Annotated in this window: 23 protein-coding genes; 17 read left to right on the forward strand and 6 right to left on the reverse strand. The window is 33.9% G+C overall.

What is annotated here, in order from left to right:
- Positions 1-2 precede the first annotated feature (2 nt).
- From P0R33_RS05480 to P0R33_RS05525, 10 genes are all read left to right on the forward strand, one after another.
- The gene (locus P0R33_RS05480) at positions 3-932 is read left to right on the forward strand and encodes a DUF2167 domain-containing protein (RefSeq protein ID WP_276174556.1); all 930 of its coding nucleotides are present in this window, start codon (positions 3-5) and stop codon (positions 930-932) included.
- Positions 933-1,121: 189 nt separating this feature from the next.
- Positions 1,122-1,910 (forward strand): RNA methyltransferase, encoded by a 789-nt coding sequence (locus P0R33_RS05485; RefSeq protein WP_276174557.1) that lies wholly within the window; start codon positions 1,122-1,124, stop codon positions 1,908-1,910.
- A 475-nt stretch (positions 1,911-2,385) separates the two neighbouring features.
- Positions 2,386-4,605 carry a RelA/SpoT family protein gene (locus P0R33_RS05490; protein WP_276174558.1) on the forward strand — a complete coding sequence of 740 codons (2,220 nt, stop codon included), beginning with the start codon at positions 2,386-2,388 and terminating at the stop codon, positions 4,603-4,605.
- Positions 4,606-4,693: 88 nt separating this feature from the next.
- Positions 4,694-5,152, forward strand: a complete 459-nt coding sequence (locus tag P0R33_RS05495; RefSeq protein WP_029268726.1) for a transcriptional repressor — start codon at positions 4,694-4,696, stop codon at positions 5,150-5,152.
- Between the two features lie 95 nt (positions 5,153-5,247).
- Positions 5,248-6,519 (forward strand): adenylosuccinate synthase, encoded by a 1,272-nt coding sequence (locus tag P0R33_RS05500; protein WP_276174559.1) that lies wholly within the window; start codon positions 5,248-5,250, stop codon positions 6,517-6,519.
- Positions 6,520-6,573: 54 nt separating this feature from the next.
- The gene (gene nudK / locus P0R33_RS05505; protein WP_276174560.1) at positions 6,574-7,155 is read left to right on the forward strand and encodes a GDP-mannose pyrophosphatase NudK; all 582 of its coding nucleotides are present in this window, start codon (positions 6,574-6,576) and stop codon (positions 7,153-7,155) included.
- A 140-nt stretch (positions 7,156-7,295) separates the two neighbouring features.
- A complete protein-coding gene (locus P0R33_RS05510; protein WP_276174561.1) occupies positions 7,296-8,180 on the forward strand; it encodes a L,D-transpeptidase in 885 nt (294 codons plus the stop codon).
- A gap of 344 nt (positions 8,181-8,524) precedes the next feature.
- Positions 8,525-9,115 carry a TetR/AcrR family transcriptional regulator gene (locus tag P0R33_RS05515; protein ID WP_276174562.1) on the forward strand — a complete coding sequence of 197 codons (591 nt, stop codon included), beginning with the start codon at positions 8,525-8,527 and terminating at the stop codon, positions 9,113-9,115.
- 112 nt (positions 9,116-9,227) lie between these two features.
- On the forward strand, positions 9,228-10,367 hold the full coding sequence (locus P0R33_RS05520; protein WP_276174563.1) for an NAD(P)/FAD-dependent oxidoreductase: 1,140 nt from the start codon (positions 9,228-9,230) through the stop codon (positions 10,365-10,367).
- Between the two features lie 105 nt (positions 10,368-10,472).
- Complete coding sequence (locus tag P0R33_RS05525) at positions 10,473-11,306, forward strand: hypothetical protein (RefSeq protein ID WP_276174564.1); 834 nt, start codon at positions 10,473-10,475, stop codon at positions 11,304-11,306.
- 42 nt (positions 11,307-11,348) lie between these two features.
- Here P0R33_RS05525 and P0R33_RS05530 read toward each other — a convergent pair whose 3' ends face one another.
- The 5 genes from P0R33_RS05530 to P0R33_RS05550 form a co-directional block, all read right to left on the reverse strand.
- Positions 11,349-11,741, reverse strand: coding sequence for a hypothetical protein (locus P0R33_RS05530; protein WP_276174565.1), 393 nt, complete (start codon positions 11,739-11,741; stop codon positions 11,349-11,351).
- 5 nt (positions 11,742-11,746) lie between these two features.
- Entirely contained in the window at positions 11,747-13,219 is a 1,473-nt protein-coding gene (gene guaB, locus P0R33_RS05535) for an IMP dehydrogenase (RefSeq protein WP_276174566.1), read from the reverse strand.
- Positions 13,220-13,494: 275 nt separating this feature from the next.
- Entirely contained in the window at positions 13,495-14,898 is a 1,404-nt protein-coding gene (locus P0R33_RS05540; RefSeq protein WP_276174567.1) for a DUF5723 family protein, read from the reverse strand.
- Positions 14,895-15,443 carry a hypothetical protein gene (locus tag P0R33_RS05545; RefSeq protein WP_276174568.1) on the reverse strand — a complete coding sequence of 183 codons (549 nt, stop codon included), beginning with the start codon at positions 15,441-15,443 and terminating at the stop codon, positions 14,895-14,897. Before P0R33_RS05545 ends, P0R33_RS05540 begins: the two co-directional genes overlap by 4 nt.
- A 74-nt stretch (positions 15,444-15,517) precedes the next feature.
- The gene (locus P0R33_RS05550; RefSeq protein WP_276174569.1) at positions 15,518-16,384 is read right to left on the reverse strand and encodes a hydroxymethylglutaryl-CoA lyase; all 867 of its coding nucleotides are present in this window, start codon (positions 16,382-16,384) and stop codon (positions 15,518-15,520) included.
- A gap of 210 nt (positions 16,385-16,594) precedes the next feature.
- Here P0R33_RS05550 and P0R33_RS05555 point away from each other — a divergent pair, with 210 nt between their 5' ends.
- Together P0R33_RS05555 and P0R33_RS05560 are read left to right on the forward strand one after the other, a co-directional pair.
- A complete protein-coding gene (locus P0R33_RS05555) occupies positions 16,595-17,209 on the forward strand; it encodes a SatD family protein (protein ID WP_276174570.1) in 615 nt (204 codons plus the stop codon).
- Positions 17,206-17,925, forward strand: coding sequence for a DUF3307 domain-containing protein (locus P0R33_RS05560; protein WP_276174571.1), 720 nt, complete (start codon positions 17,206-17,208; stop codon positions 17,923-17,925). The genes P0R33_RS05555 and P0R33_RS05560 overlap by 4 nt, the downstream gene beginning before the upstream one ends.
- Here the strand turns inward: P0R33_RS05560 and P0R33_RS05565 are convergent.
- Positions 17,911-18,945, reverse strand: coding sequence for a quinone-dependent dihydroorotate dehydrogenase (locus P0R33_RS05565; protein WP_276174572.1), 1,035 nt, complete (start codon positions 18,943-18,945; stop codon positions 17,911-17,913). The two genes, P0R33_RS05560 and P0R33_RS05565, sit on opposite strands and share 15 nt — an antisense overlap.
- A gap of 324 nt (positions 18,946-19,269) precedes the next feature.
- Here P0R33_RS05565 and P0R33_RS05570 point away from each other — a divergent pair, with 324 nt between their 5' ends.
- The 5 genes from P0R33_RS05570 to P0R33_RS05590 all read left to right on the forward strand — a co-directional run bounded on the left by P0R33_RS05570 (position 19,270) and on the right by P0R33_RS05590 (position 25,956).
- The gene (locus P0R33_RS05570) at positions 19,270-21,714 is read left to right on the forward strand and encodes an arylsulfatase (protein WP_276174573.1); all 2,445 of its coding nucleotides are present in this window, start codon (positions 19,270-19,272) and stop codon (positions 21,712-21,714) included.
- A 64-nt stretch (positions 21,715-21,778) separates the two neighbouring features.
- Entirely contained in the window at positions 21,779-22,393 is a 615-nt protein-coding gene (locus tag P0R33_RS05575) for a hypothetical protein (RefSeq protein WP_276174574.1), read from the forward strand.
- A gap of 93 nt (positions 22,394-22,486) precedes the next feature.
- Complete coding sequence (locus P0R33_RS05580) at positions 22,487-23,653, forward strand: porin (RefSeq protein WP_276175691.1); 1,167 nt, start codon at positions 22,487-22,489, stop codon at positions 23,651-23,653.
- Positions 23,654-23,732: 79 nt separating this feature from the next.
- Positions 23,733-24,731 carry a DUF6515 family protein gene (locus P0R33_RS05585; RefSeq protein ID WP_276174575.1) on the forward strand — a complete coding sequence of 333 codons (999 nt, stop codon included), beginning with the start codon at positions 23,733-23,735 and terminating at the stop codon, positions 24,729-24,731.
- Between the two features lie 94 nt (positions 24,732-24,825).
- A complete protein-coding gene (locus P0R33_RS05590; protein ID WP_276174576.1) occupies positions 24,826-25,956 on the forward strand; it encodes a formylglycine-generating enzyme family protein in 1,131 nt (376 codons plus the stop codon).
- Positions 25,957-26,008: the final 52 nt, after the last annotated feature.

Consider the following 26,008-nt stretch of genomic DNA (forward strand, 5'->3'; position numbering starts at 1 on the left):
AAATGAAAAAAAAACTATTTTTTCTTTTTTTATCGCTGACAGCAATTACTAAAATCAGCGCACAAAAACCAGACACACTTACCGCTTATTACGACAAGATTGAAAAATCTTTTAATTATGAATCTGGAAAAATTAGCCTTCCTGAAGGTGATGGAACATTAAATATACCAAAAGGTTTTAAGTTTTTAAATGCTGAACAAACACAAAATGTTTTGAGCAATTTGTGGGGAAATCCCGAAGATAAAACCGTTTTGGGTTCTTTGGTTCCAGACGGAAAAGGTGTAACGCATAACAACAGCTGGATGTTTGTAATTAGCTACCAAGGCGACGGTTATGTAAAGGATGATGATGCAGATGACATTGATTACGATGATCTTTTGAAAACAATGAAAGAAGATGTAGCTGCTGAAAATGAAGAAAGAAAAAAAGGAGGCTATTCTGAAGTTGAATTAATTGGGTGGGCATCTAAACCTTATTATGACAACACTTTAAAAGTATTGCATTGGGCAAAAGAACTTGAATTTGGACATGACAAAAACCATACTTTAAACTACGATTTGAGAGTTTTAGGAAGAAAAGGAATGTACAATATTTCTGCTGTTGCTGGCATTGATCAACTTGCAGAAGTAAAAGCAAGTATTCCGGGGATCATTAAAAGTGTTGAGTTCAACGATGGAAATAAATACCTTGATTTTGACGCTGACACTGATACTGTTGCCGCTTGGACAATTGGCGGTTTGGTAGCTGGGAAAGTGCTGGCAAAAGTCGGATTCTTTGCTATTTTAGCTAAATTCGCAAAATTTATCGTAATCGGAGTTATTGCTGCTTTTGCAGGAATAAAGAAATTCCTTTTTGGAAATAAAGATCAAGTGGTTACAAAACCTGCTGAAGAAACAGCTCTTTTAGAGGAAAATAATTCTACAGAGGAATAATTTTTTGTTTGCCACGAATTCCACTAATTTTCACTAATTATTTTTTTGTCTTAATGTAGAGGAAAAATTAGTGAAAATTAGTGGAATTCGTGGCAAACCTTTTTAGTAAACCTACAAGGTTTTAAAAACCTTGCAGGAAGAAAAAAACTCTGTACCTTTGCTCCTCTGCAACTTTGAGTCTTAAAAAAAATGAAACAAATTACTTCTGTTCAAAATCCGTTTATAAAATCTTTGGTTTTACTTCAGGAAAAATCCAAAGCAAGAAAACAAACTGGAACGTTTTTGATTGAAGGTTTAAGAGAAATTTCATTAGCCAAAAAAGGCGGTTACGAAATTGAAACAGTTTTATTTTTACCTGAATTAGTTTCAGAATCAGAAATCAATAAACTGATTCAAAACTCCTTTCAAATTATAGAAATTAATAAAGAAGTTTATCAAAAACTGGCTTATCGTGATACTACCGAAGGAATTTTAGCGGTGGCGAAAACCAAATCTTTAAAATTATCAGACCTAAAATTATCCGATAATCCATTGATTCTAGTTGTTGAATCTTTAGAAAAACCAGGAAACATCGGCGCTGTTTTACGAACTGCAGATGCGGCAAATTTGGACGCGGTTTTAATCGCAAATCCAAAAAGCGATTTATACAATCCGAATATTGTGCGTTCTAGCGTTGGCTGTCTTTTTACCAACCAAATTGCAACAGGAACTACTGAAGAAATTATCTCTTTTTTAAAAGAAAAAAAGATTGATTTTTATAGTGCAACTTTGCAGAATTCAACTTCTTATCACACTCAAAACTTCACTACTCCAACCGCTTTAGTTGTGGGCACAGAAGCTACTGGCTTAACACAACAATGGCGTGACGAAGCAACTCAAAATATCATTATCCCAATGCAGGGCGAAATTGATAGCATGAACGTTTCTGTCGCCGCTGCAATTTTGATTTTTGAAGCGAAACGTCAGAGAGGGTTCTGATTTTAGATTTTAGATTTTAGATTTTAGATTTTAGATTTTAGATTTTAGATTTTAGATTTTAGATTTTAGATTTTAGATTTTAGATTTTAGATTTTAGATTTTAGATTTTAGATTTTAGATTTTAGATTTTAGATTTTAGATTTTAGATTTTAGATTTTAGATTTTAGATTTTAGATTTTAGATTTTAGATTTTAGATTTTAGATTTTAGATTTTAGATTTTAGATTTTAGATTTTAGATTTTCTAAAAGTCGCTTTGCTCCTTTTTGGAATTTGGTCCCGAAGCTTCGGGATTAAAAATTGGAATTTACTTTCTTTTTTACTGTCAGACTGAGCGAAATCGAAGCTCATTTTTAGAGATGAAAATCTCAAAATTAAACCCTCAAAAATCTAAAATCTGCACTCTAAAATCTACAATTGTATAGCCTTGCGTATGTTCAAACAAATTCTTATTTTTAGTACTTGAACTATGCCGTTATGACAGAAATAGATATTGAAAAAGAAAATAAAGCTATTGCGCAGGAATACAAAGAATTACTACGAATAAGTTACCAAACTTTAACCCCAGCCGACAAAAAATTAATTCGAAAAGCCTTTGATGTTGCGGTCGATGCACACAAAGAACAGAGAAGAAAATCTGGCGAGGCGTATATCTTTCATCCTATTGCAGTTGCAAAAATTGTTGCCTCAGAAATTGGTCTGGGAGCGACCTCTATTGCCGCGGCATTATTACACGATGTTGTAGAAGATACTCCAATTACGGTTGAAGATATTGAACGTTTATTTAATCCGAAAGTGGCGCAATTGGTTGAAGGTTTGACCAAAATCTCATTAGTTCAAAAGGATTTGAATGCTTCAATGCAGGCTGAGAATTTCAGAAAAATGATTCTGACGCTGAATGATGATGTTCGAGTAATTCTGATCAAATTAGCCGATCGTCTTCATAATATGCAGACTATGGATTCGATGGCGGAATATAAACAGACCAAAATTGCATCTGAAACTTTATACATTTACGCTCCTCTAGCCCACCGTTTGGGACTTTACAACATTAAAACCAAACTAGAAGATTTAGGTTTAAAATATACTGAACCTGCAGTTTACAACGACATTGTTAGTAGAATTCGCGAAACAAAAGAAGAACAAGACGCTTACATCAAAGATATTTCAGATGTATTGAAGAAATCTTTGGATAATGAAGGTGTCGATTATATTATTAAAGGCCGTCCGAAATCTATTTATTCTATTCGTAGAAAAATGCGCGCTCAAAATGTAAGTTTTGACGAAGTTTACGACAAATTCGCGCTAAGAATAGTTTATAAATCAGATCCGCATGAAGAAAAATTTATAGCTTGGAAAATTTATTCTATCGTTACCGATCACTATCGCCCGAGTCCGAGCCGTTTGCGCGATTGGATTTCATCACCAAAATCTACTGGTTATGAAGCGCTTCACATTACAGTTATGGGACCAAAAGGTCGCTGGGTTGAAGTTCAGGTTCGAAGCGAACGTATGGATGAAATTGCCGAAAAAGGTTACGCTGCGCATTACAAATATAAAAATGGAGCAACTGAAGAAAGTGGCTTAGACGTTTGGCTGAATTTACTTCGCGAAGCACTAGAAAATCCCGAAACAAACGCAGTTGATTTTGTTGAAGATTTTAAAATGAATTTATATTCTAAAGAAATCTTCATATTTACGCCAAAAGGAGAAATCAAATCATTGCCTAAAGGTGCAACTTCTCTAGATTTTGCTTTTAGTATTCACTCCGAAATTGGAATTAAAACCCGCGGAACTCGTGTAAATGGACGTTTAGTTCCTCTGAATTACGAACTGAAAAGTGGTGATCAAGTCGAAGTTATTACTTCTGCTAATCAGAAACCTACGGTAAACTGGCTGGAATATGTAACCACTTCGAGAGCAAAAAATAAGATTAAAAACGTTCTTAACGAGAATACTAAAAAAATTGCAGAGGAAGGAAAAGAATTATTGGTTCGAAAACTGAAACATTTAAAAATTACTTTTAATGAGCAAGTTACAAACGAGTTAGTTAATTTCTTCAAACTAAAAACAAGTTTAGATTTATTTTATAGAGTCGGAATTGGTGCGATCGAAAATCAGCAGTTAAAAGATTATGCGGCGCAAAAAGGAAATTCTTTCATCAATTTCTTTAAAAATAAAATCAAAAGAAATAAAGATACAGCCGACGAAGATATTCACAAACCAGTCATTAGCAGTAATTACGACATGCTGGTTTTTGGAACGGAGCATGACAAACTAGATTATAAACTTTCGCAATGTTGTAATCCAATTCCTGGTGATGATGTATTTGGTTTTGTAACGATTAATGAAGGAATCAAAGTGCATAAAAAAGATTGTCCAAACGCAATCGGAATGCAGTCTAATTATGCCTACAGAATTATGAGCGCTAAATGGATTGACTCTTCGCAAGAAGAATTCAAAGCCATTATCAATATTACTGGAATGGATGTTTTAGGACTTACAAACCAATTAACAAGAGTAATTTCGAACAATATGAGCGTAAATATTCAAAGCATTTCGTTGAGTACAGATGCTGGAATTTTTCACGGTCAGATTGCTGTTATTGTAAAAAACAATACCATTTTAAAGAAAATGATCAATGCAATTAAGAAGATTGACGGTGTTGATAAAGTGACCAGAGAATACAGAACCTAACTTTTTAACCTATCTATAAGGGTTTTATAACTAAACTTTAAACCCGAAACTTTTATTGATTGAAAATAAAAATTTATCTTTGCCGGATATGACACTCATTTCAACTGACAACACTAGAAATCAAGAAATTGTAAAAAACGTTTTTACAATGTATCTTGAACAAAAAGGGCATCGCAAAACTCCTGAGCGTTATGCTATACTTCAGGAAATTTACGACAGCGAGGAACATTTTGACATCGAAAACTTGTATATCAAAATGAAAAACAAAAACTATCGTGTGAGTAGAGCTACTTTATACAACACGATCGAGTTATTGTTAGACTGCGCTTTGGTTAGAAAACATCAATTTGGACAAAATCAGGCTTACTATGAAAAGTCTTATTTCGACAAACAGCATGATCATATTATCATGACTGATTCTGGAGAAGTAATTGAATTTTGTGATCCAAGAATTCAAACCATCAAAAAAACAATCGAAGAAATATTTGATATCGAAATTACGAATCACTCACTTTATTTCTACGGAAACAAAAAGCAAAAACAATAATCCGCAAAGAGGATTTATTCAAAAAAAATAAAAAAGAAAATTAACTACATAATCAGTAGGACAACTTTGATTGTCTCAACGCAAATTAAAACAGAATGACCGTAGATTTATTACTAGGATTACAATGGGGAGATGAAGGTAAAGGAAAAATTGTAGACGTACTTACCTCAAATTATGATATTATTGCACGTTTTCAAGGAGGACCAAATGCAGGACATACATTAGAATTTGACGGAATCAAACACGTACTTAGAACTATCCCTTCTGGAATTTTTCATAAAAACTCAGTAAATATCATCGGAAATGGTGTTGTAATCGATCCTGTAGTTTTTCAAAAAGAAATTGAAGGTCTAGAAAAATTCAACCTTGATATCAAAAGCAAATTAATTATTTCTAGAAAAGCACACTTAATTTTACCAACTCACCGTTTGCTAGATGCTGCTTCTGAAGCTTCTAAAGGAAAAGCAAAAATTGGTTCTACTCTTAAAGGAATTGGACCAACTTACATGGATAAAACTGGTAGAAATGGTTTACGTGTTGGAGATATCGAATTAGAAGATTTCAAAGATCGTTACAGAGCATTGGCAGACAAACATGAAGCAATGATTGCTTTTTACGATGTTAACATTCAATACAACTTGGCTGAATTAGAAAAAGAATTCTTTGAAGCTATTGAAGAGTTGAAAAAATTAGATTTTATTGACAGTGAAGAATACATGCACCAAGCTCAAAAAGCGGGTAAATCTATTCTTTGTGAAGGTGCTCAAGGATCTTTATTAGATGTTGATTTCGGAACTTATCCTTTCGTAACTTCATCAAACACTACAGCTGCTGGAGCTTGTACAGGTTTAGGAATTGCTCCAAACAAAATCAAAGAGGTTTACGGAATTTTCAAAGCTTACGTTACACGTGTTGGTAGCGGACCTTTCCCAACTGAACTTTTTGACGAAGTTGGTGCTACAATGGCAAAAGTTGGTAACGAATTTGGTTCTGTAACAGGAAGACAAAGACGTTGCGGATGGTTAGATTTAGTAGCTTTAAAATATGCTGTTCAAGTTAACGGAGTTACTCAGTTAATGATGATGAAAGGTGATGTTCTTTCTGGTTTCGAAACTTTAAAAGTTTGTACAGAGTACAACTACAAAGGACAAAATATTTCTCATTTCCCTTACAACATTGAGCCAGAAAACGTTACTCCTATTTACAAAGAATTTAAAGGATGGAAACAAGATTTAACTGGTTTAACATCTTACGATCAATTGCCAATTGAGCTAAAAGAATATATTGAGTTTATTGAGAAAGAAATCGAAGTGCCAATCAAAATTGTATCGGTTGGACCAGACAGAAAGCAAACAATAACAAAATAATACATTTAAACGCTCTGATAATCAGAGCGTTTTTTTATACAAATTATTTCATATATGAAAAATCCAAAAGTTGAAATTATAGAAACTAAATTATTATCAGACAATTGGTACATCTTAAACCGTGTTACTTTTGATTACCAAAAAGAAAACGGAGAATCTGAAATTCATACTCGTGAAGTTTACGATCGTGGCAATGGCGCTGGAATCTTATTATACAATTCAACCAAAAAAACTGTTATTTTAACGCGTCAATTTCGTCTTCCGACTTTTCTTAACGGAAATAAAGACGGAATGATGATTGAAGTTTGCGCTGGACTTTTAGACAAAGACAATCCCGAAACGGCGATTATTCGCGAAACCGAAGAAGAAACCGGTTATCGTATTTCTAAAGTAGAAAAAGTTTTTGAAACTTATATGTCGCCAGGCGCAGTTACTGAAATTCTTTATCTTTTTGTTGGCGAATACGACGAAAGCATGAAAGTAAGCGAAGGCGGCGGATTAGATGCTGAACAAGAAAATATTGAAGTTTTAGAATTTACTTTTGATCAGGCTTATGCTATGATCGAATCTAGAGAAATTACTGATGCTAAAACCATTATGTTGTTGCAACATGCTAAAATAAAAGGTTTGATTTAAACATTATTGCTTTTAAAAATGATATTAAATGAATTATTTAGGATTTAATGTAAAATGTAAATCCCGAAACCAATTCAAAAAATTATGTAACCCTTTTCAGCTATCATAACCATAACTTTATTTTCATAAAAATACGACCTATGAAAAAGTTATATTACACAGCAAACGGATTACTATTATTAATGTTAGTTTTATTAGGTTCTTGCAAAAAGACTGATACCATAACGCTGACTGAAAATAAAACAGACAAAAAAGAAGTAATTGAATATAAAAAACCAAAAACGGTTTCTTATCAAATTTCTAATACAAAAGAGTGGTTAAAGGCAAATGAAGCTGATAGCAGTAAAATGAATATTGTTTACGCATTAAACAGAACTGATAAAGCAAATTTCAAAAAACTAGATTCTGTTGTAATTCCTGCAGATTTTAGTGGTGATTTGGTTTATTATCTTCCTTTTCCTTTGCACGTTTCTGCTTTAGAAGAAGTTTCAAAAATAATATTATTTTCATATCCAACACAAGCTTTTGCCGCTTATGAAAACGGCGAATTAGTTCGTACAGGCCCAACCAATATGGGAAGAAAAAAAGATCCTACTCCAACTGGATTATTTTTTACCAACTGGAAAGCAGAACAAACAACTAGTACATTTAATGACGAATGGGATTTAAAATGGAACTTTAATATAGAAAACAAACTTGGCGTTGGTTTTCATCAATACGAACTTCCAGGCTATCCGGCTTCTCATTCTTGTTTAAGATTATTAGAAAAAGATGCTAAATATCTTTACAAATTCGCAGACGAATGGATTTTGAAAGACAAAGAAAATGTAAAAGTAAAGGGAACTCCGGTCGTTGTTTTTGGAAGCTATCCTTTTGACGGACCAAAACCTTGGCTGCAACTCGCATCAGATCCAAAAGCTTTAGATATTTCTGAAGGCGATATAGAAACTGCTACCAAGCCTTATTTAAAAGAGATTTTAGAAAATCAGAATCTTAGAGAAGCTGAACCTACAAAAACTTTATAAAATATACTATCCATATAAAATCAGCTGAAACAATTTAATATTGTTTCAGCTGATTTTTTTTGTTTCAATATATAAAGTAAAAAATTTGGCTAAAGCCTTTTTCTCAATTTATAATAAACCTCCAGCTAAAGCTGGAGACAATTTAGTTATTCTCAAATCAAATTAAAAGAAACACAATAAACCACTGCAATCAACCATTACAATTAACAATCAACCATTAACAATTAACCATTAAATAAAAAAACCTTTGTTCCTCTGTACCTCACTAACTTTGAGCCTTAAAAAAATAAATAAGCGAGCATTCATTTATTATTTATATCTTTGTACTGTAATTAGTTAAGATTATGAGAACAAGAGATATTAATAAAGAAGAAATTGTAAAGCAAAAAGCAATCGAAATGATTGTTGCGCAAGGTGTAGAAGGTTTTGGAATGAATCGTTTAGCAAAAGAATGCGGTATATCTGTTGCAACACTTTACATTTATTATTCTGACAAAGAAGATTTGATTAGAAAAATCGGAATCGAAATTGGTAAAAAATTCTTCGAAAAGATGTTCGACGGATTTTCTGCAGATATGAGTTTTAGAGATGGATTACGAATGCAATGGGAAAACCGTATTTATTTCAATTTAAATTTTACACTTGAGGCCACTTGTTTAGAACTTTTAAAGCATTCTACTTATGGCGAGGCTATTGTAACAGAAATATCAGGCGATTACAAACAAATGATGACAGAATTTATGCTTGCTGCAATTGATAGAAAAGAACTTATTTCTATTCCATACGAAATATTTTGGAGTATTGCTTACGGACCACTTTATTCTTTATTAGAGTTTCATCGAGAAGGAAAATCAATGTCGGGAAAAGCTTTTGTTTTTACTGAAGAATTAAAAAATGAAACTTTCAATTTGGTTTTAAAAGCTTTGACACCTTAGTTTTCAAATAACAATTGCAAAAATTCCAAATTCTAATAGTTTGTCACTCTGAGCGCCCCGATCCCGAAGTTTCGGGCGGGAGAAGAGCAATTACAATATAAATTTTAATAAAATGAAAACTTCAATTATAGAAAACAAAAAAATTGCCATTATTGGCGGCGGTCCAGTTGGATTAACAACTGCTCGTATTTTACAAATCAATGGTGCTGATGTAACGATTTATGAAAGAGATCTTAATGCTGAAGCCAGAACTTCTGGCGGCACTTTAGATATTCATTCGGATTCAGGTCAATATGCGATTCAAAAAGCGGGATTAATGGACGTTTTTCTGCAATACGCTAGACCAACTGGAGAAAAAATGGCTGATATAAATGGCAATATTACTTCTGATGAAATGCCAGATGAAACTAATGCTTTTTCACGTCCAGAAATTGATCGAAACGATTTAAGAAAAATTATGCTCGACAATCTTGAAGAAAACACTGTTGTTTGGAATAGCCAATTAATTAACATCGAAAAAATTGAAAATCAGTATCTTTTAGAATTCAAAAATGGCACAAAAACTACAGCCGATTTTGTAATTGTTGCAAATGGCGGAAGATCTAATGCCAGAAAATTTGTGAGTGATCAGGAACCTAAACTTTCTGGAACTTATATCATTCAAGGTGAAATTGTAAATCCAGATCACGATTATCCTGAATTTAAACCAAAATACGGAAATGGAAATGTAATGGCAATGGGCGAGCACAAAATGTTTTATACACATACAATGCGTGATGGTTCTGTACATTTTGGAGTTTCTTTTAAAGCCGACGAAAATTGGATTTCTAATCACGGAATTGATTTTGAAAATGATAAAGCAGTGATTTTCTTTTTAAATGAAACTTTCAAAAATTGGGGTGACGATTATAAAAAATTCTTCGCCGCTTCTACCGAATTTTCAGGTTTGCCTTTACGATTATTTTCTTTAGAAGAATCGTGGAAAGAACATTCAAATATTACTCTTGTTGGGGATGCAGCGCATTTAATGCCTCCATTTGCTGGCGAAGGAGTTAATATGGGATTATTTGACGCTTTTCATTTAACTAAAAACTTAACAGAAGGAAAGTTCGAAACAATTGATGAAGCAATTGCAGATTACGAACAAAAGATGTTTGGTTATGCCTTAGAAGCACAACGTATGACAAAAAAAATGGAAGATTTATTGCATTCTGATATTGTAGCAGAGGACATTTTAAATAGTAGGTTTTAATTAAATTACGAACGAAAAATCTTGTTTAAATAAAATAACAAAGTTGTTTTTAATTTCTTACTTTCGTTTCGAACTAGCGAAAAGAAAAACGCTTCAAACTTAACTATGAAAAAACTATTTGTACTTCTTTTTATTTCTGCAACGATCTTTAATTACGGTCAGTCTAATCAAATTTTAGATTTTAAAGCTGGTTATTCTCCACAAACTATTTATAATCAAACGACAATTAATTCTTCAGATTATGAAGTTACGTATTCTGGGAGTGACGTTTTTTTAGAAACACTAAAGAAAAATCAAGTACCAAATCCAACCGCTATTAAAAGCATCATGACCATAGACATCGTTTCTAAAACTGGTAAGACAGATAAAGATGGAACTTTTCCTATTACAATTGAATACTTGAAAGCTGTCGATGGAAATGGAAGAACAATAATCCCAAGCGGTACATTGCTTTACGGAAAAACTTCAGAAACCACTTTACCAAAAATGGATTCTATTGTTGCTAAAGACATGGAAGAAAGTCTAAAAAATGTTGTGTTTCAAACAGTACAAAGCACTTTTTCGCAATTAGTTATGCCTCAGAAAAAATTAAAAATCGGGGAATCTTTTATTCAGGAAAGTCCATTAACATTGCCAATTGCAGGTATTAATATTGAAATGGTGATTACTACGGTATACAAATTAAAAAGAATGGATTCGAAAAGTGCATTCTTTGATATTTCACAAACGTATACAATGAAAATGTCTGATACAAGATTTGATACAAGCGGTTCTGGAATTGGAAGCGGAGATTTAATTTATGATATTCCAAATCATTTTATGGCCGAAAACAATTTAAAAATGGATTTTAATCTTGATTTGAAACATACCGATTTTAGCATGCAACTAAAATCAAAAAGTGATTTTAAACAAACATCTAAAATCTCAAAAAACAAATAAAAAAAGGCGTAAGAACTAAATCTTACGCCTTTTTTCTATAAGTTAATTGATTAATATTTCAATTTCATTTAACGATAGCTGTTTCCTTTTTATTCCATAAAGTCTTTTCAATAAATTAAAAACACTCAATGGGTTACTTCCTATCATTGAATAAAATACAGTCATATCTTCATAATTATGAACTGAAATTTTATATTTCGATTTTTCAGTTATTTGAAAACTAAAAAATTTCACAGCCCTACTTCCGTTTCTATAATCTCTAGTTTTAAGACTTTTTTCTCTTAGCAATATAGATTCGTTTGTTTTCAAATCAAGTATTTCAACAAAGAAATCATCGTTTACTTGAACATCAAAACCTCCTAAAACATAGATATCATAAAATCCATAATACAAATCAACTTCAAGAACATCTTTTAACTTGAATTGCAAATTCATTATGATTATCTAGAATAATTTGGAGCTTCTTTTGTAATCGTTACGTTATGCGGGTGACTTTCAGTAATTCCGCTTGATGTGATTCTAACAAAACGTCCAGTTTCTTGTAAAGTAGGAATATCTTTTGAACCACAATATCCCATACCAGCACGAAGACCGCCGATAAATTGAAGCATACTTTCGTTCAATTCTCCTTTGTAAGGAACACGCCCAACGATTCCTTCTGGAACTAATTTCTTAACATCATCTTCAACATCTTGGAAATAACGATCTTTAGAACCAGTTTGCATCGCTTCAACAGAACCCATTCCGCGATAAGATTTGAATTTTCTTCCTTCAAAAATGATAGTTTCTCCTGGAGATTCTTTTGTTCCTGCTAATAATGAACCTAACATTACACAGTCTGCACCTGCAGCGATTGCTTTAGGAATATCTCCTGTATAACGAATTCCACCATCAGCAATTACTGGAACTCCAGTTCCTTTAATTGCAGCAGCAACTTCTAAAACTGCTGAGAATTGAGGAAAACCAACACCTGCAACGATACGAGTTGTACAGATAGAACCAGGTCCGATTCCAACTTTTACACCATCAGCACCATTTTCTACTAAATATTTAGCAGCTTCTGGCGTTGCAATGTTTCCTACAATCACATCTATTTGAGGGAATTTTGCTTTTACTTCTTTCAATGTATTTACAACACCTTCTGTATGTCCGTGTGCTGTATCGATAATAATGGCATCTACACCAGCAGCGACCAAAGCTTCAGCTCTTTGAACTGCGTCTCCAGTAACTCCAATTGCAGCTGCAACTCTTAAACGACCAAAAGAATCTTTATTAGCGATTGGTTTTTGAGTCAGTTTTGTGATATCTCTAAAAGTAATTAAACCAACTAATTCGTTTTTTTCGTTTACAACTGGTAATTTTTCAATTTTATGACCTTGCAAAACAACTTCTGCTTGCTCTAATGAAGTTCCTTCAGAAACTGTAACCAAGTTTTGGCTTGTCATAACCTCAGCGATTGGTCTTGCGCCATTTTTCTCGAAACGTAAGTCACGGTTCGTTACTATACCTTTTAAGATTTTGTTTTCGTCAACGATTGGAATACCACCAATTCCGAATTCTTTCATGGCATTTTTTGCGTCAGCAATAGTAGAGTTCATTGGTAAAGTTACCGGATCGATAATCATTCCCGCTTCAGCACGTTTTACTTTTCGAACTTTTCCTGCTTGTTGTTCGATAGTCATATTTTTATGTAAAACACCTATTCCGCCTTCTTGCGCCATAGCGATTGCCATTGCACTTTCTGTTACCGTATCCATAGCAGCAGATACGATTGGAACGTTTAATGTGATGTTTCTTGAGAATTTTGATTTGATACTCACTTCGCGGGGAAGCACATTCGAGTAGTTAGGTACTAATAATACATCGTCATAAGTTAAACCTTCGCCGATAATCTTGGAGTTGTGTGCTATCATGTTGCAATTTCTAGTTGAATTGCGTGCAAATATAGTGAATAAATTGCTAACTTAAATACTAAGTTATTCATAAATTTGCGTTTACAAGAATTGTCTTATAAAAACATATGCCCTAGCCCAGATGGAAATGAAAAGCCACGAAAAGCTAAAAAACATTTTTTTCTGGTTTAAAAAAGCGACCAACGGAAGCTCTTTTTAAGCCTTGAAAAAAAGTTTTTTGGCTCGAGTGCTTGTAATGGACAGCTGGAAATAGCTTCTAATTATAATGATTGAAATTAATCATCATCACGGTCTTGAAATACAAAATTAATTCCGAGTTGGAATGTTGCACTGCTAGCTTTCGATAAATCTTTGTATTCTAAAACATTGCCAAATAGCGCATAAATATTTACGGGCCCGAGTGTTCCTGCAAGACCTAAACCAATATTTTTATTTGAAAATGTATCAAAAGTATAAGTAGCTTTTGCTTCTAATTTTTTAAAAATACTTCTTTTGTAAAATGCTGTTAAGGCAAATAAGGGTTCGCGTGGCGCAGACATAGCAAATAATTGTGCTCCAACTGCATTTTTATAATAAGTATTGATTTTTCCACGGCAATTGCATTCGTCATCAGGGCGCGCTTCTCCAAATGAATATTGTATTGAAGAATAAAACTTAGTTGGACGCCATGTAGTATACTTATTGTATAATGTATCTCTTGGAATGGCTTTGTCGAATTCATCAAATATATCTTCTGGTTCATCATTTCCTGTAAAATCAGGATTTACGCCATCATATCGATATGTTCCCTTGTAGGTTAAAGTTTCAATATCTTTAGATTGTTTTATAAATCCTAAATCTATTATACTTGCCGTTAACTGCAAATTCTTTTTAATATAATAAGTAAAACCGGCATCGACGCCAAGACCTAAACTTCCGCTAAAAAAAGTATTATTGGCAATATCTTTTACGACATTTCCTTCGTATTCGTCTTTTGTGAATTTAGAAAGTCCAGAAGTTTTTAATTCTAAATCGGAAGAAATGATTTGATTGTAAAGATTAGCATTTCCTGAATCCTGTCCTGTATAGATATAACCTGCATTTTTTGTTGATGTAGCGTTTGCACCACTTGAATAGATTTTAGCACGACCGCCGTAAACAAATTTTTCGCTTACTTTTTTATGAAAACCAACATGCCAAACGGAAAGAACCTCAGCTTTCATGCTAAGATCTCCAAGATTGAACGATTTTCCGATGTAATTGCTATTTCCGTCTAAAGCTAATATTGCCAAATCTTTTGGAACAAACATGAAAAAGTCAAATTCTTGATATAAACCAAACGAAATGTATGATTTACTTTCTCGTCCGCCAATTCTAAAGCCGCCTGAGAACACTTCCAATTGCTGATTGGTTACAACTTTATCTCTGTTTGTAGATTGATTAATTACGTTTCTAACTTTTTGATTAAAATCGACTCCGTTATTGGCAAACAAATCATAAGCCGTAAAACTGCTTGAACCAACATTGGCTGAAATTCCGGATAAAACCGGAAATCCAAAATAATATTTGTAAGAAACATCGGCTCCCGGATTTACCATTAAAGATTGCGGAATAGCCGTGAAATTATACAGTAATTCTTTATTTTGAGAAAAACAAGAAAGCTGAAAAACGAGACAGATAATCAGATATATTTTTCTCATCCAATTATTAAATAAGCTGTTGCACTTGATTTTAATTTTAAACTCCCTAAACTCTGACTATTTAGCGGAGTTCCTTGAGAAATTGCAATTTTGAAACCTATTTTTACAGTCTTTTTTAACAGATCCAATCGTTGATTTTCAAAAACTTCTGTTGGAAATTCAATAACATTGGCAGTTCCTCTGTAGGCAGGAACAGGAAAAATGAGAGTTTGCAACACTTGATCATTAGCATCTAATAATTGAAGACTTACAACAAAAGCGCGATCTATGGTATTTTCTATTTCAAAATTGAATTCGGCTTTTCGTAAATGATCATTAAAAAATTTATCTTTAAAAACATCAAATCCTCTTGAATCATCAACAACATGATTTCCACCATCGTCGATTAGCTTATTTGCTGGAATATCAAAATAAGCAAGATTTGCCACAAAAGCAGGTTCTAACTTAAGATCATCTATTTGACCAAAGTCTAAATCACTTGAACATGAAGAAAATAAAAGTGACAAAATCACTATTTTTATAACTTTATAGAAGGCTGATTTCATGACAAAAGTATATCTAATAAATGTAACGCTTAATGTTTACAATCATTGTCGAAGTTACTAAATATAACCATTTATTAATGAAACTTTCCGAACAATTTTGAAGCTTCGTTATAAGCACTTTCAAAACTTAAAGAGTTCAAACCTGTAACTTTCTTATTTGCAGTAAAATAAGAAACTAGTTTTTCGGTCGGCATATTTCCTGTTAACTTATCTGTTGCCATCGGGCAGCCTCCAAAACCTTGAATAGCACCATCAAAGCGAGTACAACCTGCTTTTGCCGCTGCATCAATTTTTTCAAACCAGCTTTCTGGCGTTGTATGAAGATGTGCTCCAAACTCAATTTCAGGATATTTCGGGATTAATTCTGAAAACAAATAGGTAATTACTTCTGGAGTTGAAGTTCCAACTGTATCAGACAGCGATAGAATTTTTACGCCCATTCCTGCAAGTTTTTCTGTCCAGTCTGCCACAATTTCAATGTTCCAAGGATCTCCATATGGATTTCCGAAACCCATAGAAAGATACGTGACCACTTCTTTCTTTTTCTTATCGGCAACTTCTAAAATTTCTTCTAAAGTAATTAAAGATTCTGCAATAGTTTTGTGAGTATTACGCATTTGAAAATTTTCCGAAATAGAAAAAGGAAAACCTAAATATTGAATTTGTTCATATTCAGACGCTGTAATTGCGCCTTGTGTATTGGCAATTATGGAAAGCAGTTTACTTGTTGTTTGAGATAAATCAAGTTGTTCTAAAACAGTCGCCGTGTCTTGCATTTGCGGAATAGCTTTTGGAGAAACGAAACTTCCAAAATCAATAGTATCAAATCCTACACGAAGCAAAGCTTGTATGTATGTCACTTTATTTTTTGTCGGAATAAAAGTCTTAATGCCTTGCATGGCATCTCTTGGACATTCGATAATCTTGATTTCTTTATTCAAAGCTTATTCATTTGTAAAGGCTAAGTTAGTTTCTTTTTTATTGAAATAAAAGATAATTTTAGCTGAATCGAAAGTATTACAAAATATTGTAATATTAAACATAATTACCAAAAAACGTAATATTTTAAAATATTACCCAAAAGCGTAATAATTAAAAATATTACTTATATTTGTAATAGAAAGTTTATTATTTTTTAATTATATTTGATTATGACTAGTGTAATTACGGGCGATATAATTGGTTCAAGACAACAGCAATCTGAACATTGGGTAGAAGATTTGAAAAAAATTTTAACGCCATTTGGCACAACACCAAGCCAATGGGAGATTTATCGTGGTGACGAATTTCAGATTGAAGTTACTAATCCTGAAGATGCTTTGTTAGTTGCCATTTTAGTAAAAGCACGTTTGCGAGCCATAAAATCTGACGCGCGAATGAGTATTGGTTTTGGAGATAAAACCCATAATGCCGAAAGAATTTCTGAAAGTAATGGTGCTGCTTTTATTAATTCTGGCGAATTATTTGAAACCTTAAAAAAGCAAAAAGTCACATTAGCCTTGCGAACGGGAGATTCAAATTTTGATGAAAAACTAAATTTAATGATTCAGCTTGCATTAACATTTATGGACAGTTGGCTAGTGCAATCGGCAGAATTTGTAGCTTTGGCTATAGAAAATCCAAATTTATCACAAGAAGAGTTAGGACAAAAATTAGGCATCAATCAAGCTGCCGTGAGTCGAAGACAAAAACGCGCTCAGTTTGATTTGGTCATGCATTTAGATAAATATTTTAGAAATCAAATAAAACAACTTACAGCATTATGATTTTATTTATAAAACTGCTTTTAGCGCATTTATTAGGCGATTTTATCTGGCAACCCAATTCGTGGGTAAGCCATAAAGAAGCAAATAAACATAAAAGCGTTTATTTATATCTTCATATTTTACTTCACGGAGTATTGGCGGCGGTTTTAATTGGAGAAGTTAGTTTTATTCCTTATGCCATTTTTATTGCTGTAACTCACGGAATTATTGATGTAATCAAACTAAATTTTCAGAAACCAAAAAACAAACGAACTTGGTTTGTAGTAGACCAAATTGCGCATTTATTAATTTTAATTGGGATTACTGCATTTTTTTATCATGACAACGGCTTTGTCCGTTTCTTGCCCATGAATGACTTTTGGATTCTGATTACGGGATTCATATTGGTTACAAAACCTTCTTCGATTTTCATAAAAACCATTATTTCTATCTGGAGTCCAGAAAGCCAAAATAGCCATCAAGACAATTCTCTTGCCAATGCAGGAAATTACATTGGCATATTAGAACGTCTGTTTGTAGTTTGTTTTATTTTGACCGGACATTTTGAAGCAATCGGTTTTTTGTTGGCTGCAAAATCTATTTTCAGATTCGGCGATTTGAAAGAAGCCAAAGACCGAAAACTAACCGAATATGTTATGATTGGAACCTTAATTAGTTTCGGAATTTCAATTCTTACCGGTTTAGCAATTCAGGCGCTTCTTTTACATTTGCCCTAAAATCTTTTTATTGATTGCTTTTATTAAAGCTGGACCTTCGTAAATAAATCCAGTATACAATTGCACTAAACTTGCTCCTGCATTTAATTTTTCTATAGCATCGTCAGCAGAGTGAATTCCTCCTACTCCAATAATTGGGAATGCTTTGTTACTTTTTTCCGAAAGGAAACGAATTACTTCTGTAGAACGTTTCGTTAATGGTTTTCCAGACAAACCTCCCATTTCAGATTGATTTGCAGATTGTAAACCGTCTCTCGAAATTGTGGTGTTTGTAGCAATTACGCCCGCAATTTGAGTTGTTTTTACAATATCAATAATATCCAATAATTGCTCGTCTGTTAAGTCTGGAGCAATTTTTAAAAGAATTGGTTTTATTTTTTGTGTGCTTGTCTTTTGTTTTTCGACATTTCTATTTTGCAAAGTTTGCAATAAAGCCGTCAATGGTTCTTTATCTTGTAAAGCTCTCAAATTTGGCGTATTTGGCGAACTTACATTTACTACAAAATAATCGACATGATTAAATAATGCGTCAAAACAAATGATGTAATCTTTAACCGCATCTTCGTTATCTGTTACTTTGTTCTTTCCGATATTTCCGCCAATTAATACCCCTGAATTCTTTTTCAAACGTTCTACCGCTTCTAGAACTCCGCCATTATTAAATCCCATTCGGTTAATAATTGCTTGATCTTCTTTTAAACGGAATAAACGTTTTTTCGGATTTCCTTCTTGTCCAACTGGCGTTACAGTTCCGATTTCGATAAAACCAAAACCAAAATCTCCCAGTTCTTTGTACAACTTGGCATCTTTATCAAAACCAGCTGCAAGTCCAACCGGATTTTTGAATTTAATTCCGAACACTTCTCTTTCTAAACGAGAATCTTTTACCTCATAAATTGATCTTATAATTGCCGAAACTCCTGGAATTTTTGAAATGAATTTAACAAATGAAAAAGTAAAGTAATGCACTTCTTCAGGATCAAACCAAAAAAGTATCGGGCGAATTATCAATTTATACATAAGAATTGTGTTGTTGTTATTTTGGCTGCAAATTTAAATATTATAGTTGAAAAAGGTACTTTTTTACAAAAACAAATCATTTCTATTTTGTGCAATTTTGTGTTCAGAAGTGTTCAAAAAGCTTTTTTTGATGTTGCAAATTATAAAATGAAACAAGTTCAAGGCTCTAAACAAGCTTCTTTGGTTTTTTAATTATTTAATTTTGAGACTTATAAGAAAAATCACAATCTATATTACTTACAAGCTGCATTCATTATCGGATTAATTTTTATTAGAAATTTCAAAAGTTTTTTCATTTAAATAATATAATTAAACTATAAAACCATGAAGAAAAGCAACAACCCTCTAAAAAAAATCAATATTCAATTATTATTCTTTTTATTTCTTTTAGTGGGCTTAAGCCAAAAAACAATGGCTCAGGCAGACCCGCAACAGGTTACGAAAGAAACTTTTAAAGGAAAAATGGCATTAGACATTAGAGATTCTAAAAGTGACTGGGCTCCTTATCTTCCTAAAAAAGCCCCAGCAGGAGCTCCAAATATTTTATTCATACTATATGATGACACTGGAATGGCTGCATGGTCGCCTTATGGAGGAGGAATTAACATGCCTACAATGAAGAAATTGGCAGATAACGGTATTACGTATTCACAATGGCATACAACTGCATTATGTTCTCCAACTCGTTCAACATTATTAACTGGCCGCAACCATCATCTTAACGGAATGGCCGCCATTACCGAAACAGCAGATGGATATCCTGGTGCTAGCGGAAGGATTCCAAAACAGGCAGCTACAATCGGACAGATTCTTCAAGATAACGGATGGAGTACTTTTTGGGTAGGAAAAAATCATAACGTGCCAGAACAAGATATTGCTTCTGGAGGACCAAGAAGCACTTGGCCGCTTCAAATGGGCTTTGACCGTTTTTATGGTTTTCTTGGAGGAGAAACCAATCAATGGTATCCTGATTTAGTTGAAGACAATCATTTTATTGAACCACCTGCAACTCCAGAAGAAGGATATCATTTATCTAAAGATTTAGCAGATCATGCTCTAGAATTTATTAAAGATCAGCAGGCTACAAATCCTTCAAAACCTTGGTACATGTGGTATTGTCCTGGAGCAAATCATGCCCCGCATCAAGCCCCAGAAGAATATATTGCAAAATATAAAGGTAAATTTGACGAAGGCTATGATGCTTATCGCAAATGGGTACTTCCGAGAATGATTGCAAAAGGCGTACTTCCTGCGGGAACAAACTTTGATAAATTTAATCCAATGCCTCCAGGAGTTGCCAATCCGGCAGATAATGTATTAGATTGGAATAAATTGAAACCAGAAGAAAAGAAATTATTCTCTAGACTAGCAGAAGTTTATGCTGGTTTCTCCGAATATACAGACGCACAAGTAGGTCGAATTATTGATTATTTGGAAAAAACAGGACAACTAGAAAATACGCTTGTAATTTATGCTGCCGATAATGGAGCTTCTGGAGAAGGTTCTGAATCAGGTTCTGTAAACGAAAATAAATTCTTTAACGGATATCCTGACGAATTAAAAGAAAACCTAAAATATATTGATAAATTAGGAAGTCCTGACACGTACGAACATTACCCAACAGGTTGGGCTGCAGCGTTTTCCACGCCGTTTAAAATGTTCAAAAGATACAGCCAATATGCTGGAGGAACTTGTGATCCGCTTGTGATGTCTTGGCCGAAAGGAATAAAAGCCAAAGGTGTTGTTCGCGATCAGTTTCATCATTCAACAGATATTGTACCAACTATTTTAGATGTTTGCGGTCTAGAAATGCCTAAAGAATATAGAGGTGTTCCTCAATATCCGTTATCTGGAGTTTCTATGCGTTATACTTTTGATGCTGCTCCAAATACAAAAACACAGAAACATATTCAGTATTTTGCGATGCTTGGAAGCCGAGCTCTATGGAAAGACGGATGGAAAGCTGTTGCACTTCACGCTCCATTATCGGGAAAAGGAAATTTTGATAAAGATGTTTGGGAACTTTATAATACTGATGTTGACCGATCAGAGTCTAAAAACCTAGCTGCAAAATATCCAGACAAGTTAAAAGAACTTATTAAAGACTGGAATGATGAAGCGAATAAAAATTTAGTTCTGCCGCTTGACGATCGTTCTGCAATTGAAATTTTAGGAACCGAAAGACCTTCATCCGAAGCCCCTCGTGATCTTTACAAATATTATCCAGGAACTTCGGCAGTACCTGAAGGAGTTGCAGTTAATGTTCGTGGACGTTCTTATAAAATTGTAGCCGATGTCGATGTCAAAGATGCGAATGCTTCGGGTGTAATTTTTGCGCACGGATCTCGTTTCGGTGGTCATACCTTATTTTTAAAAGATAAAAAACTCCATTATGTGTACAATTTCTTAGGAATTGCTCCAGAACAACAATTCACTTCTAATGTTGTTATCACACCTGGAAAACACGTTTTCGGAATGGAATTTAACCGTGAAAAAGCAGGTCCAAATGGCGAGTCACTTGGGACAATGAAACTTTATATTGATGGTAAAGAAGTTGCCTCTGGTCCAATGAGAACACAGTCTGGAAAATTTACGCTTTCTGGCGATGGACTTTGCGTAGGATTTGACAGTGGAGACGCCGTTAGTAAAGAATACAAAACACCGGGAACTTTTAAAGGAGGAGAAATCTATGGTGTTGGAGTTAATGTTGGAAAAATTGAATATTCTGACTTAAATAATGAAGCAAAAAGAGCTTTAGGCAGAGACTAAATCCAATTTATAAAGATTAAGAGGTATTCTTTAACCAATGCCTCTTTTCTTAAAAAAAAATAAGATGCAAACTTTTTCATCAATACTGAATAAAATGTTCTATAGTTTTTATCACAAAAAAAACTTGTTTTTACTAGTAACATCTAGCTTAATCTGTTTTATTTCAAATAATATAATAGCGCAAGATACTGAAGAAAAGACTTTTAGTCCACATCATCAAATCGGACTTTCTATAAATCATGTTCATGTTTTTGAAGGTCGCGATGATGAAGGAAATCGGGAAGTTTTAAGTCTACCCGCTTGGGGATTAGATTATACTTTTCAATTTAAAGAAAAATGGGCAATCGGACTTCATACTGATTTTATTATTGAAAAATTTAAAGTAGAAAAAAATCTCGCCAGCGGAGAAGATAAAGAAACTATCGAAAGAAGTTATCCCATTGCTCCTGCCATTATGGGAATTTACAAACCAAATGAACATTGGAGTTTTCTCTTAGGTTTTGGAGGTGAATTTGCCAAAGAAGAAGATTTTTTCCTGACTCGTGCCGGAGTAGAATATGGATATGAATTACCAAAAGGATGGGAAATTTTCGGCACTATGAGTTACGATTTTAAATGGAATGCTTATGACAGCTGGGGAATTGGATTGGGAATTGCAAAAAACTTTGGAGGAAAATAAATTTAGATCATTCTTTAAGAAATTATACAACCCATTAAGCTTATGTTCAACGCACCAAAAATACTTCACATAAAAAAACTTCTTTTGCTTGCAATGCTTCTTTTTAGTTCGAGAGGAATATCGCAACAAGAAAAAGATACGACAAAGCTTATGAATGTTAGATATGGTAATAAAGGAATTGACTTAGAAACCCGTGATAAAAAATTTCTATTTCAATTACAGAGCAGGTTACAATTTCGTTTTTCAACTCCTTACGATACAGATCCTTTAACTTATGATGATTACAGTCAAGATGCTAAAACTACTTTTAAAATAAATCGAGCTAGACTTAAAATTGGCGGTCATGCCTTTGAACCATGGCTTAAATATTATTGGGAATACGAATTAAGTCAGTCTAATCTGCTTGATTTTAGAATTATGATCGAAAAATGGGATTGGCTGAGTTTTAAAGTCGGGCAATGGAAAACAGAATTTACGCGTGAACGTTTCATTAGCAGCGGCGAACAACAAATGGTAGAACGATCTCTTATCAATAGACCTTTTACAGTTGATAGAGAATTGGGAGCCGAAGTTTACGGTCACTTAAAAGGAAAAGGCATTGCCGATTTTAATTATTGGTTTGCGGCTTTAACAGGTACAGGACGCGGAAGCACTTCTAACGACGATAATCATCTTATGTATTTTGGAAGAGCGCAATGGAATTTTTTAGGCAGATTCTTGGATTTTGAAGGCTGTGATTTAGAATTTCACGAAAAGCCAACTCCAATAATTGCTTTTTCAGCTATTACTAATCGAAGCCCATATACACGTTTCTCGCAAGCTGGAGGCGGCTCTTTAGATGGTTTTGAAGATGGATTACCGGGACAATACAGAGTAAATCAATGGAACTTAGAAACAGCTTTTATGTATCGCGGGTTTTCTTGGCAAAGCGAATGGCATACTAAAGAAATAATCGATAAATACAATAATGACTATATGACTGTTATGAAAGGGTATTATGTTCAAGCTGGTTATTTCTTCCATAATGTTTTTCATTGGTGGCCTGAACATTTAGAAATGGCTGCAAGACATGCAGCATATAGACCAGATTATTCAATTAGACAAAATCGACAAGACGAATCTACATTGGCTTTTAACTGGTTCTTTAAAGGACATAAAAACAAACTAACTTCTGAGGTAAGTTATTTTAGTTTTCAAGATAAAACACTCCCGTTGGAGCAAGGCTGGCGATTCAGAATACAATGGGATATTTCACTATAAATCTGTAAACAAACTTTTGTTTCATTTTTTTAAACGAGAGATTTTTTTTCATAACTTTAATTCATATAAACAACTGAAAATGAAAAACATATCCAAATCAGCAAGAAAATCGGCACTAATGTGTTTGATAGGTACATTTTTCCTTATTTCAATAGATAGTTTCGCACAGCGTCACGGAGGCGCAGGCGCAGGACATCGAGGTGGCGGAGGCGTACATAGACCTGCCGGCGGAGCTCAAACAAGACCGTCTGTTACAAGACCAGCCAATCAGTCAAGACCAACTGTAACTAAACCGTCAGCAAATAAACCAGCAGTAACAAGACCTGGCTCTAATGGTTCTGGAACAAAAATTACAAGACCAAATAATAGTTCTAACACTAAAATTAGCAACAGAAAAAACAATACCACTAACCGAAATTCTAATAACAACATAAACTCTGGCAATAGAAATTCAGGAAACAGAAACACAAATATTAGCGGAAATACAAGAAATGTAGACAGAAGCAGAGATATTACAATCAACAACAATAGAAATACAGTTGTAAGAAGAAATACAGTTGTTTACACACGACCTCCTTACATACACGGCGGATACAGATATTATGGTTATCATCCTTACTATTACCATCCTTACAGACCTTTTTACTGGGGTCCAGTATGGCATCCTTGGGGATTTTTCGTCACTACTTTAGCTGTTACAGCAATTGTGGTTAGTGTAGAAAGTAACCAATATCATTATGATCAGGGAGTTTGGTACGCACCTTCAAATGGAGGTTATACAGCAGTTGCCGCTCCCGTTGGCGGAACAGTCAATAATATTCCTAGTGGCGCCCAAACCGTCAATACAGGAACAGTCAATAATTATTACTACGGCGGTACTTATTATGAAAAAGATGGAAGCTCTTATAAAGTGGTCGCGCCTACCGCAGGAACAATAGTAGAAAATCTTCCTGAAGGCGGAGAAGAAGTCACTGTAGGAGATGTAAAATACATAAAATTTGGTGAAACTTATTATCAGCCTGTTCAAGTAGACGGAAAAGATAAATACGAAGTAGTTCTTGTTGAGGAAGACAAATAATTATATTAATTCTATAAAATTAGTATAATTACAAAGTTATTTTTATAATTTTATCCCTTCTATTACAACCATTATCAGTTCAAAAAAATAAACCATGAAAAACAAGACCTTTTGGATATTTGCTTTACTTACATTATCCATTATTTCAATAGCCTATAGCTACACTAGATTTACAGATAAAGAAGAAAAAACAGTTGCTGAATGCCACGAAGTTCCAGTTAGCGTAGAATCTGAATTTAAGCCAACTATAGAAAATAAATCCAAACCAGAAACAAAAGCACCAGAAGGTATGGTTTGGATTCCTGGCGGCGAATTTTCTATGGGAAGCAATGTAGAAGACGAAAGTTTATGCAGTATAAAAGGAGTTACAAAAGATGCCGCTCCTATTCATCGTGTTTATGTTGATGGTTATTATATGGATGAAACCGAAGTCACTAACGAAGAATTCGAAAAATTTGTAAAAGCAACGGGATATGTAACTGTTGCAGAACAAAAACCAACTAAAGAGGAATTTCCAACGGCGAGTGAAGAAGATTTAATTACTGGCTCTGTTGTCTTTACTCCTACTCCTTCTGCCGTGAATCTGAATAATTTTCTGCAATGGTGGCGCTACGAGCCCGGTGCTGACTGGAGACATCCCGAAGGTCCGCAAAGCACTATAAAAGGAAGAGAAAAATATCCTGTAGTTCATGTCGTATATGAAGATGCCGAAGCTTATGCAAAATGGGCAGGAAAAAGACTTCCAACTGAAGCAGAATGGGAATTTGCAGCTCGTGGCGGTAAAACAGGAAATCTTTATGCTTGGGGAAATGACTTAAAACCTAAGGGAAAATTTCAAGCTAACATTTATCAAGGGCATTTCCCGATAAAAGATGGAGATACTGGCGAAGACGGATTTAAAGGAATTGCTCCAACAGCGCAATATGCTCCAAACGCCTATGGACTTTATGATATGGCAGGAAATGTTTGGGAATGGGTTAATGATTGGTACAGTGTTGACTACTATAAATCATTAGCGGAAAGCGGAAAAGTAACAAAAAACCCTACGGGACCAAGCGCTTATTACGATCCAAATGATCCGACAGAAATTAAGCGTGTACATAGAGGCGGTTCGTTTTTATGCACCGATCAATATTGTACTCGTTATATGGTCGGAACAAGAGGAAAAGGCGAAATCAGATCTGCGGCAAATCACGTTGGCTTTAGATGTGTAAAAAGTAAATAACAACATTTTAAATATCAAAAAGGGATTCATATAGAATCCCTTTTTTTATTAA

Source organism: Flavobacterium sp. YJ01, assembly GCF_029320955.1.
Classification (GTDB): domain Bacteria; phylum Bacteroidota; class Bacteroidia; order Flavobacteriales; family Flavobacteriaceae; genus Flavobacterium.